The organism is Cobetia sp. (genome assembly GCF_983723665.1).
The window spans coordinates 1-9,577 of record NZ_CFDJES010000111.1 but is presented as its reverse complement, the minus strand read 5'-3'; the positions used below and the strand labels follow the sequence as shown (position 1 = coordinate 9,577).

Genomic DNA, 9,577 nt, shown 5'->3' with positions numbered 1-9,577 from the left:
CGCCCGGCAATCGAGTTGCCGTAGCCGTCCAGGCGTGGTGACCAGACGCAGATGCTCATCTGTCCCGGCAGGATGGCGATGATGCCACCGCCGACGCCACTCTTGCCCGGCAGGCCCACTCGCCAGGCGAAGTCGCCTGCCGCATCGTAAAGCCCGCAGGTCAGCAACAAGGCATTGAGCTGGCGTGTCTCCAGCGGCGAGACCACTTCCTTGCCATCCAGCGGATTGACGCCACGATTGGCGAGGAAGGCGAAGCTGCGCGCCAGTTCCACGCAGTTCATCGACACCGAGCAGCTGTGGAAGTAGGTATCCAGCAGGTCATCCACATCGGAATGCACATTGCCGTAGGCTTGCATCAGGTAGGCGAGCGAGGCATTGCGTGCCTTGTGGTCCATTTCCGAGCGCGCGACCTTTTCATCGAAGCCGATATCGTCGCTGCCGGACAGACGCCTGAGCTGCTCACGCAGGGTGTTCTGGATCGAGACGATACGCGACACCAGCAGGTCGGTGATCAGTAAAGCACCGGCATTGATGAAGGGATTGCGCGGAATGCCGTTCTCGACCTCCAGCTGCATGATCGAATTGAAGGCCTGGCCGGAAGGCTCACGGCCGACACGCGACCAGATCTCGTCGCTCTCAAGACGCTGCATCGCCAGTACCAGCGCATGCACCTTGGAGATCGACTGGATCGAGAAGCGAGTATGCGCGCTGCCGGCGTACTGTACACGGCCATCCACATGGCAGACGGCGATGCCGAACTGGTCAGGGTCGACCTGCGCCAGTGCCGGGATATAGTCCGCGACCTTGCCTTCGTTGAAGCAGCGGCTGGCATCATCGGACAGGCGTTCGAGCAGTGTCTGGAGAGCATCGGGGTCGAGTGGCGGCGTCATGGCAACCTTGAAGCAGCGGTGGAGGGAAAAGGGCGCGAAGCTGGCCGGGCTCTCGTGACAACGGCGCCATCGGGCATCAGGTCGAGAGTGGCGCGAGGGGCCGGCAGGGCATTCTAGCGGATATGACCGCAGCTGGCGCGCTCGATGCCGCTGGCAGGGCGTGCCATCAGGTCGGCTCAATCGCGTGATAGTTGACGCTTATCAGCCAGGTAGTGCAAAGTGATTTCTACATGCAGTTGAGAATCGTTATTATTGGTTCATCAAGGCAGCACGCAGTTGCCTGACCCCATGACATGCGACGCGCTGAGGCTCAGCGTCTCGCTGAGTAGACCGCCCGGAGGGCAGCCAACATGATCAAGACATTGACCTTTGCCAGCATGCACTTCTCCATCGCCTTCGGTGTCACCTACCTGCTGACCGGCGATATCGTGGTCGGCGGCCTGGTCGCCATCGTCGAGCCGGCGGTCAACACCGTCGCCTTCTTCTTCCACGAGAAGGTCTGGAACCGTGTCACCGCGCGCCGCCAGCAGGCTGCTGAACAGCAGGCGAATTCGCGAAACGCCATGAGCGGGGCGGCACTGGCGGGCTGAGGCTGCTTGCGCGTGGCAGGGATGCGCCGCAGAATCGAGCGACCTTTTCCCGGAGCTCCCCATGCTGAAGCTTGCCCCTCGCGCCGCCCGTTTCTCTATTCTTGCCAAGCCCTCTTGTCCTGCCCAGCCCTCTCATCCTGCCCGCGCCCGCCAACGTCCTCTCGTCCAGGGGGCGTTGGCATTGCTGCTGGGGCTTGCCGGCAGTCTGGCTGGCCTCGAGGCCGTGGCCGCCGACGAGACGCGCGATTATCACTACAGCGACGCCCATCTGCACTTCGTGGACTTCTTCCAGCAGGGTGATGGTCTGGGGGCCTTGCTGGATGCCATGGACGAGGCACAGGTCGATCACGCCCTGGTCACGGGCATTGGCGTCGCCAAGAAATGGCAGCAGGACGCACCCAAGAAGCCACGGTACTACATGGGCGATGATGCGCCGGTCTACTGGTATTCCGGTACCGATTACATCCTGGCCGAGGCGCTGACCCGCGCGCCCGAGCCGGTACAGGCGCGTTTCTCGCCGTTCATCACCGGCTTCAACCCCACCGATCTGAACGCTGCTGACGAGATTCGTCAGCTGATGGCGATCTATCCCGGCTTCTGGAAGGGCATCGGGGAGGTCTTCACGCGCCATGACGACCTGACGCGCCTGACCGAAGGCGAGACGCCGCGCGCCAATCATCCGGCCTTGATGAAGGTCTATGCGCTGGCGGCGGAGAAGGGGCTGCCGGTGATGGTGCATTCCAACATCACCAGCAAGCGGGAAGGGCATGAGGGTCTGTATCTCGAGGAATTCGAGAGTGCGGTGCGCGACAATCCGGAGACGACCTTCATCTGGGCACACGCCGGGACCAGTGCCGAGCTCAATCGTCGTCTGGGGCGCATGACCTGGCTGCACGGCGAGATCGAACGCATGCTGGAAACCTACCCCAACCTGAATATCGACCTGTCCTGGTCGGTGCTGGAACCCTACCTGCTGGATGATGAAGGGCAGCCGCGCTCGCGTTGGGTGGCACTGGTCGAGCGCTTCCCACAGCGCTTCGTGCTCGGCAGTGACGTGGTCGGGCGCTTCGGCTCGGTGGGCGATATCCTCGCCAGCTATACGCCCTTCCTCGATGCGCTGTCGCCACAGGCGGCGCGCAATGTCGCGCGCGACAACTTCCTGCGCTGGGTCGACCTGCCGGTCAAATGACCGCGTTTCTTGTCAGATGCGCATGAAAAAGCCCCCGCCAGCATGTCGCTGGCGGGGGCTTTCTGCGTGGGCGCCAGCTTAGGCGCCCGTGCAGGTCAGCGAGGTCTGATCAGTGACGGAAGTGACGCATGCCGGTGAAGACCATGGCGATGCCGGCTTCGTTGGCCGCATCGATGACTTCCTGATCGCGCATGGAGCCACCCGGCTGGATGACGGCAGTGATGCCGGCCGCCGCAGCGGCGTCGATGCCGTCGCGGAACGGGAAGAAGGCATCGGAGGCCATCACGGAACCCGGCACTTCCAGACCTTCATCGGCGGCCTTGATGCCGGCGATCTTGGCGGAGTACACACGGCTCATCTGGCCGGCGCCCACACCGATGGTCTGGCCATCCTTGATGTAGACGATGGCGTTGGACTTGACGAACTTGGCCACTTTCCAGGCGAAGGTCAGGTCGTTGAGTTCCTGCTCGCTCGGTGCACGCTCGGTGACGACCTTGAGCTCATCACGGCCGACCATGCCCTGGTCGCGGTCCTGGACCAGCAGGCCGCCGGTGACACGCTTGAAGTCGTGACCGCCGGTACGCTCGGCAGCCCAGGCATCCGCGACGTCGAGCAGGCGCACATTGGCCTTGGTGGCGACGATGGCAGCCGCTTCTTCGCTGATGCCCGGGGCGATGATCACCTCGACGAACTGACGCGAGACGATCGCCTGCGCGGTCTCGGCGTCCAGCGGCACGTTGAAGGCGATGATGCCGCCGAAGGCGCTGGTCGGGTCGGTCTGGAAGGCACGCTCGTAGGCGGCCAGGGCAGACTCGCCGATGGCGACGCCACACGGGTTGGCGTGCTTGACGATGACACAGGCGGTCTCGTCGAAGGCCTTGACGCACTCGAAGGCGGCATCGGTGTCGGCGACGTTGTTGTAGGACAACGCCTTGCCCTGCACCTGCACGGCCGTGGCGACGCTGGCCTCGGTGGCACCGTCCTCGACGTAGAAGGCCGCCTTCTGGTGCGGGTTCTCGCCGTAACGCATGTCCTGCTTCTTGCTCAGGCTGACGTTGTACTGACGCGGCAGGCCTTCGCTGCCGCCTTCGACACGCTGGCCCAGCCAGTTGGCGATGGCGCCATCGTAGGCGGCGGTGTGCTCGAAGGCGGCCACGGCCAGATCGAAGCGCGCGCCATCGCTGACGGCGTTGTCGTTGGCATCCATCTCGGCGATCACGCGGTCATAATCCGAGGCGTTGACGACGATGGTGGTGTGGGCGTGGTTCTTGGCGCAGGAACGCACCATGGTCGGGCCGCCGATATCGATGTTCTCGATGGCGTCTTCCAGCGAGCAATCCGGGTTGGCCACGGTAGCGGCGAACGGGTACAGATTGACGATGACCATGTCGATGGGGTCGATGCCGTGCTCGGCCATCACCGCATCATCCTGGCCGCGACGGCCGAGAATGCCACCGTGGATCTTCGGGTGCAGGGTCTTGACCCGGCCATCCATCATTTCCGGGAAACCGGTGTGCTCGGACACTTCCGTGACGGCAAGGCCGTTGTCCTTGAGCAGGCGGAAGGTACCGCCAGTGGACAGCAGGGCGACGCCGCGGGCGTCCAGGGCACGAGCGAATTCGACGATTCCGGTCTTGTCGGAAACACTCAGGAGGGCGCGACGGATGGCTTGGGGCTTGGCTTGCATGATGCTCCACTCGTGGATCAACAAAAAGACGCCGGGGCACCTGTAAAGGTGCCCCGGCGGGGTCAGATCAGATCAAACTGCTTGAGCTTCTTGCGCAGTGTGCCTCGGTTGAGGCCCAGCATCTCGGCGGCGCGGGTCTGGTTGCCCTGCGCGTGGGCCATCACCGCCTCCAGCAGCGGCGCCTCGACCTCGGCCATCACCATGGCATGCAGGTCGGTGACCTGCTCGCCATCCAGGTGGGCGAAGTAGCGCGCCATGGAGTGCTCGACCGCCTCGCGCAGGGTCTGATGGTGCCGCACGGGCGTCATCAGGGTGGCCTGGCTTGCGTCGTCGGGTGAAAGAGGGTGCCTGCTGGTCATGCTGCGTGACTTCCTTGCGTCTCGGTGCGGGCGATGCCTTCCGGCTCGCCGAACAGGCGGGTCAGGAACTGGCGCTGTTGTTCCGGCTCCTCGAGGGGATTGAAGTGGCGCTTGAGCTCACTGCCATCCTCCCGCGTCGCCAGATACCAGCCCACATGCTTGCGCGCGATGCGCGTTCCCATGTAGTCACCGTAGAATTCGTACAGGGCCTCGAGGTGGGTGCGCATCACGAGGGCGCGCTCCGCATCGCTCGGGCCACAGGCTACCTGGCCGGTGGCCAGGTAGTGATTGATCTCGCGGAAGATCCAGGGATTGCCCTGGGCCGCACGGCCGATCATCACGGCGTCGGCGCCCGTATAGTCAAGCACATGTCGCGCCTTCTCGCCGCTGTCGATATCGCCATTGGCGAAGACCGGAATCGACACCGCGGCCTTCACGGCGGCGATGGTGTCGTATTCGGCCTCACCGGTATATTTCTGCTGGCGAGTGCGACCATGCACGGACAGCGCCTGGATGCCGGCGTTTTCGGCCATGCGCGCGATGGCGATGGCGTTGCGCGTCTCTTCGCACCAGCCGGTGCGCATCTTGAGCGTGACCGGCACGTCCACGGCGCGTACCACGGCATCGAGAATCTCGCCGACGAGCTTCTCGTCGCGCATCAGGGCAGAGCCGGCGGCCTTGTTGCAGACCTTCTTGGCCGGGCAGCCCATGTTGATGTCGATGATCTCGGCACCCATCTCGGCGTTGAGCGCCGCGGCCTCGGCCAGCATGGCTGCATCACCGCCGGCGATCTGCACGGCACGCGGGCCAGGTTCGCCGGCATGGTTCATGCGCGTGCGTGACTTGACGGTATTCCACAGCCGCTTGTCACTGGTCACCATCTCCGATACCACCAGCCCGGCGCCCAGCTCACGACATTGCTGTCGGAACGGGCGATCGGTAACACCGGCCATCGGGGCCAGAATCACGCGATTGGGAAGCTGATGTACGCCGATGCGGGGCAGGTCGGCGGGAAGCGGGGTATCGGTCATGGGTCTCGTGTCATGCGAGTGGTGTCAGGCGCGCGAGTCGCTGTCGTGTCAGGGATTCGCGGGGGCGTCATGATACCTAGAGCGCCGCAGGGTTTGAAGGGCTATTTCATCCACAATGCATCGCGGATGCGTTCTCCCTGCGCGGCTGCGGCGCTCATGGCGTGGCTCAGCCCATCAGTGGACGCTGACCATTGAGGCGTACCCAGCCATCGCGCTCGCTGGGCTCTTCCATGATCAGGCCGGCTTCACGATAGGCGTCGAGCACCTCTCCCGCCTGGGGCGCGAGAATGCCGGAGAGCGCCAACAGGCCACCTGGGGCGACGCTGCCCGCGATCTGCGGAGCCAGTTCGACCAGCGGGCCGGCCAGGATGTTGGCGACCACGATCTGATAGCCCGCGTCCGGCAGGCGGTCCGGGTAGCACAGGGTCAGCTGGTCGCTGACATCATTGCGCTGGGCGTTCTCACGCGAGGCCTGCAGCGCCTGCGGGTCGATATCGGTGCCCAGCGCATCCACCGCGCCGAGCTTGAGCGCGGCGATGGCGAGAATGCCGGAGCCGCAACCGAAGTCGAGCACGCTGTGCTGGGCGAGCTTGCCATCGACGGCCAGCCCATCGAGCCATTCCAGGCACAGGGCGGTGGTCGGGTGGGTGCCGGTGCCGAAGGCCAGGCCCGGATCGAGCATCAGGTTGACGGCGTCCTGCTCCGGCGCATCGTGCCAGCTGGGCACGATCCACAGGCGCTGGCCCATCTTGAGCGGCTCGAAACCGTCCATCCATTCACGGGCCCAGTCACGGTCCTCGAGGATCTCGACCTCGATCTCCGGGCAGGGCTCATCGGGAATCAGCGCCGCCCAGCCGGCCTTGACCCGCTCGCGCATGGCCTCGATGCCTTCGGTACCATCCCACAGGCCAGTGAGGACAGTCTCGCTCCACAGCGGCGTGCTGCCGAGGTCCGGTTCGAACAGCGGTTGGTCTTCAGCATCCTGCAGCGTGATGGCGCAGGCGCCTTCTTCCATCAGCAGATGCTCGAGAATCTCGGCGTGGTCGGGGGCGATACGCGCCTTGAGTTGCAGCCAGGACATGGTGACTCCTGTCGATGGGCGATAAGAAAGGGGAGGAGGGCACAGACGACAGAAGGGCAGCCGAGGCCACCCTTCTGTCGTGCGTCTATCGGCAACACGCGTCACCGATCTCAAGCGGGGCGTCTTACAGGCCCAGCTTCTTCTCCAGATAATGGATGTTGACGCCACCTTCCTGGAAGCCGGCATCACGCACCAGATCCTTCTGCAGGTCAGTGTTGGTCTTGATACCTTCCACCAGCAGCTCGTCGAGGGCATTGCGCATGCGCGTCAGTGCGATCTCGCGGCTCTCGCCCCAGGTGATCAGCTTGCCGATCAGGGAGTCGTAGTGCGGCGGAACGGTGTAGCCGGAGTACAGGTGCGAGTCCATGCGCACGCCCAGACCGCCCGGCGCGTGATAGAGCTCGACCTTGCCCGGAGACGGCATGAAGGTGCGCGAATCCTCGGCATTGATACGGCACTCGAAGGCGTGACCGCGCAGCTCGATATCTTCCTGTTTCACGGACAGCGGCAGGCCGGAGGCGATGCGCAGCTGTTCCTTGACGATATCGATGCCAGTGACCATTTCTGTCACCGGGTGCTCGACCTGAACACGAGTGTTCATCTCGATGAAGTAGAAGCCGCCGTTCTCGTACAGGAACTCGAAGGTGCCGGCGCCACGGTAGCCGATCTCGATGCAGGCATCGGTGCACGACTTGAGTACCTTGGCACGCGCTTCTTCGTCCAGCTGCGGCGCCGGTGCTTCTTCCAGCACCTTCTGGTGACGACGCTGCAGGGAGCAGTCGCGGTCATACAGATGAATGGCGTTGCCCTGGCCATCGGCCAGTACCTGGACTTCGACGTGACGCGGGTTCTGGAGGAATTTCTCCATGTACACCGTGCCGTCGCCGAAGGCCGCGGCCGCTTCACCCTGGGTGATGCTCACCGAGGACAGCAGGCTGGCCTTGGAGTGCACCACGCGCATGCCGCGACCACCACCGCCAGCGGCGGCCTTGATGATCACCGGATAGCCGATGCGCTCGGCGATGGCGTACATCTCGTCTTCGTCTTCCGGCACCGGGCCGTCGGAACCCGGCACGGTCGGAACGCCGGCCAGCTTCATCGCCTCGATGGCCGCGACCTTGTCACCCATCATGCGGATGGTGTCAGCGCGCGGGCCGATGAAGGCGAAGCCGGAACGTTCGACCTGTTCGGCGAAGTTGGCATTTTCTGACAGGAAGCCGTAGCCCGGGTGGATGGCGTCGGCGTCCGTCACCTCGGCGGCTGCGATCAGCGCCGGGATGTGGAGATAGGATTTGGCAGAGGAGGCCGGGCCGATGCACACAGCTTCATCCGCCAGGCGGACGTGCATCAGGTCGCGGTCGGCCTTGGAGTGCACCGCTACCGTCTTGATGCCCAGTTCCTTGCAGGCGCGAAGGATGCGAAGGGCGATCTCGCCGCGGTTGGCAATCAGTACCTTGTCGAGCATGGTGACGTGTCCGTTGGGATCAGGAAATGACGATCATGGGCTGGTCGAATTCAACCGGCTCGCCGTCTTCGATCAGAATGGCTTCAACGACGCCATCCTTGTCGGCTTCGATCTGGTTCATCATCTTCATGGCTTCGACGATGCAGACGGTATCACCTTTCTTGACGCTCTGGCCGACTTCGATGAAGGCCTTGGAGCCCGGCGCCGGAGAACGGTAGAAGGAGCCGACCATCGGGGAATTGATGGTGTGACCCTGCGGCGCAGCCGGTGCTGCCGGAGCGGCCGGTGCTTCAGCGGCGCCAGCGGCTGCCGGAGCGGCCTGCTGCATCGGCTGCTGCTGCATCATCATCGGGGCCTGCATCATCGGCTGCTGGGCGAAGCCCTGCGGATGGCGGCTGATGCGAACGGACTCTTCGCCTTCCTGGATCTCGATTTCGCTGATGTTGGACTCTTCGAGCAGCTCGATCAGCTTCTTGACCTTGCGGATATCCATGAAATTAATCCCGATGTAAATGTGGCTGGAAATGGGGGTGTGCAGCCGTGATAGCGGCGGCTGCGGGCGACAGCCCCGACGGCTGTCCCGACCATGGCGATGGCCGGTGAATCCTGGTATCAGGCAGTGATGAGGCCTGATGGCGGTGCGTGAACACCGCTCTGGACGTGCCCTTACTGCGCGAGATCGTCCAGGGCGGCGTCAAGCGCCATGTCATAGCTTCGAGCGCCAAAGCCCATGATCACGCCGCGTGCCACATCGGAAAGATACGAATGGTGGCGGAACGGCTCGCGGGCATGGGTATTGGAAAGGTGCAGCTCGATGAACGGGAGTGCGACGCCGAGTAGCGCATCGCGCAGCGCAACGCTGGTATGGGTAAAGGCCGCCGGATTGATCAGGATGATGGCGGTGCCATCTTCACGGGCAAGGTGGATACGCTCGATCAGCACATGCTCGGCATTGGACTGCAGCCAGTCCAGCTGATGGCCGGCCGCGCTGGCGCGCTGGACCAGACGCTGGTGGATATCCTCCAGCGTGGTGGTGCCATACACCTCGGGTTCACGGGTCCCCAGAAGATTGAGATTGGGGCCGTTGAGTACCAGGATGCGCGCCATGAAAGTCCCTTGTGTCAGCCGTGCTCGAGCACCAGGCTCATTGAGCTGTTAACCCATGAAGAAAATGCAAAGATACCGTCACTATCCACGACGTTTACCTATTGAGCGTAGGCTGTTGCCGTAGTGACGCGGATTCTGCCGAAATTCTCGAACGCTGTCCAGTTTGGCACTGAACCGA

Annotated in this window: 10 protein-coding genes; 2 read left to right on the top strand and 8 right to left on the bottom strand. The window is 63.7% G+C overall.

Annotated features, from left to right (window positions below; all coding sequences use genetic code 11):
* The coding region (gene glsB / locus AC4FAH_RS11110) for a glutaminase B (protein WP_490246032.1) at positions 1-890 on the bottom strand (890 nt) is incomplete at its 3' end.
* A gap of 350 nt (positions 891-1,240) precedes the next feature.
* Here glsB and AC4FAH_RS11105 point away from each other — a divergent pair.
* Both AC4FAH_RS11105 and AC4FAH_RS11100 read left to right on the top strand, forming a co-directional pair.
* Positions 1,241-1,480 carry a DUF2061 domain-containing protein gene (locus AC4FAH_RS11105; RefSeq protein ID WP_153635225.1) on the top strand — a complete coding sequence of 80 codons (240 nt, stop codon included), beginning with the start codon at positions 1,241-1,243 and terminating at the stop codon, positions 1,478-1,480.
* A gap of 61 nt (positions 1,481-1,541) precedes the next feature.
* Entirely contained in the window at positions 1,542-2,669 is a 1,128-nt protein-coding gene (locus AC4FAH_RS11100) for an amidohydrolase family protein (RefSeq protein ID WP_286989088.1), read from the top strand.
* A gap of 109 nt (positions 2,670-2,778) precedes the next feature.
* Here the strand turns inward: AC4FAH_RS11100 and purH are convergent, their stop codons facing one another.
* From purH to aroQ, 7 genes are all read right to left on the bottom strand, one after another.
* Positions 2,779-4,356 carry a bifunctional phosphoribosylaminoimidazolecarboxamide formyltransferase/IMP cyclohydrolase gene (gene purH, locus AC4FAH_RS11095; protein ID WP_107335370.1) on the bottom strand — a complete coding sequence of 526 codons (1,578 nt, stop codon included), beginning with the start codon at positions 4,354-4,356 and terminating at the stop codon, positions 2,779-2,781.
* Positions 4,357-4,418: 62 nt separating this feature from the next.
* On the bottom strand, positions 4,419-4,715 hold the full coding sequence (gene fis, locus AC4FAH_RS11090; protein WP_442872638.1) for a DNA-binding transcriptional regulator Fis: 297 nt from the start codon (positions 4,713-4,715) through the stop codon (positions 4,419-4,421).
* On the bottom strand, positions 4,712-5,746 hold the full coding sequence (gene dusB / locus AC4FAH_RS11085) for a tRNA dihydrouridine synthase DusB (RefSeq protein ID WP_215823965.1): 1,035 nt from the start codon (positions 5,744-5,746) through the stop codon (positions 4,712-4,714). Before dusB ends, fis begins: the two co-directional genes overlap by 4 nt.
* Positions 5,747-5,912: 166 nt before the next feature.
* The gene (gene prmA, locus AC4FAH_RS11080; protein WP_286989089.1) at positions 5,913-6,827 is read right to left on the bottom strand and encodes a 50S ribosomal protein L11 methyltransferase; all 915 of its coding nucleotides are present in this window, start codon (positions 6,825-6,827) and stop codon (positions 5,913-5,915) included.
* 124 nt (positions 6,828-6,951) lie between these two features.
* Complete coding sequence (gene accC, locus AC4FAH_RS11075; RefSeq protein WP_043331987.1) at positions 6,952-8,292, bottom strand: acetyl-CoA carboxylase biotin carboxylase subunit; 1,341 nt, start codon at positions 8,290-8,292, stop codon at positions 6,952-6,954.
* A 19-nt stretch (positions 8,293-8,311) separates the two neighbouring features.
* Positions 8,312-8,785 carry an acetyl-CoA carboxylase biotin carboxyl carrier protein gene (gene accB / locus AC4FAH_RS11070; RefSeq protein WP_043331985.1) on the bottom strand — a complete coding sequence of 158 codons (474 nt, stop codon included), beginning with the start codon at positions 8,783-8,785 and terminating at the stop codon, positions 8,312-8,314.
* A gap of 173 nt (positions 8,786-8,958) precedes the next feature.
* Positions 8,959-9,399, bottom strand: a complete 441-nt coding sequence (gene aroQ / locus AC4FAH_RS11065) for a type II 3-dehydroquinate dehydratase (protein ID WP_043331983.1) — start codon at positions 9,397-9,399, stop codon at positions 8,959-8,961.
* Positions 9,400-9,577 lie beyond the last annotated feature (178 nt).

Bases quoted from the DNA above. Each gene is read 5' to 3' on its own strand.
- dusB (WP_215823965.1), bottom strand. From the start codon at position 5,746: ATGACCGATACCCCGCTTCCCGCCGACCTGCCCCGCATCGGCGTACAT.
- prmA (WP_286989089.1), bottom strand. From the start codon at position 6,827: ATGTCCTGGCTGCAACTCAAGGCGCGTATCGCCCCCGACCACGCCGAG.
- fis (WP_442872638.1), bottom strand. From the start codon at position 4,715: ATGACCAGCAGGCACCCTCTTTCACCCGACGACGCAAGCCAGGCCACC.
- purH (WP_107335370.1), bottom strand. From the start codon at position 4,356: ATGCAAGCCAAGCCCCAAGCCATCCGTCGCGCCCTCCTGAGTGTTTCC.
- accB (WP_043331985.1), bottom strand. From the start codon at position 8,785: ATGGATATCCGCAAGGTCAAGAAGCTGATCGAGCTGCTCGAAGAGTCC.
- AC4FAH_RS11100 (WP_286989088.1), top strand. From the start codon at position 1,542: ATGCTGAAGCTTGCCCCTCGCGCCGCCCGTTTCTCTATTCTTGCCAAG.
- AC4FAH_RS11105 (WP_153635225.1), top strand. From the start codon at position 1,241: ATGATCAAGACATTGACCTTTGCCAGCATGCACTTCTCCATCGCCTTC.
- aroQ (WP_043331983.1), bottom strand. From the start codon at position 9,399: ATGGCGCGCATCCTGGTACTCAACGGCCCCAATCTCAATCTTCTGGGG.
- accC (WP_043331987.1), bottom strand. From the start codon at position 8,292: ATGCTCGACAAGGTACTGATTGCCAACCGCGGCGAGATCGCCCTTCGC.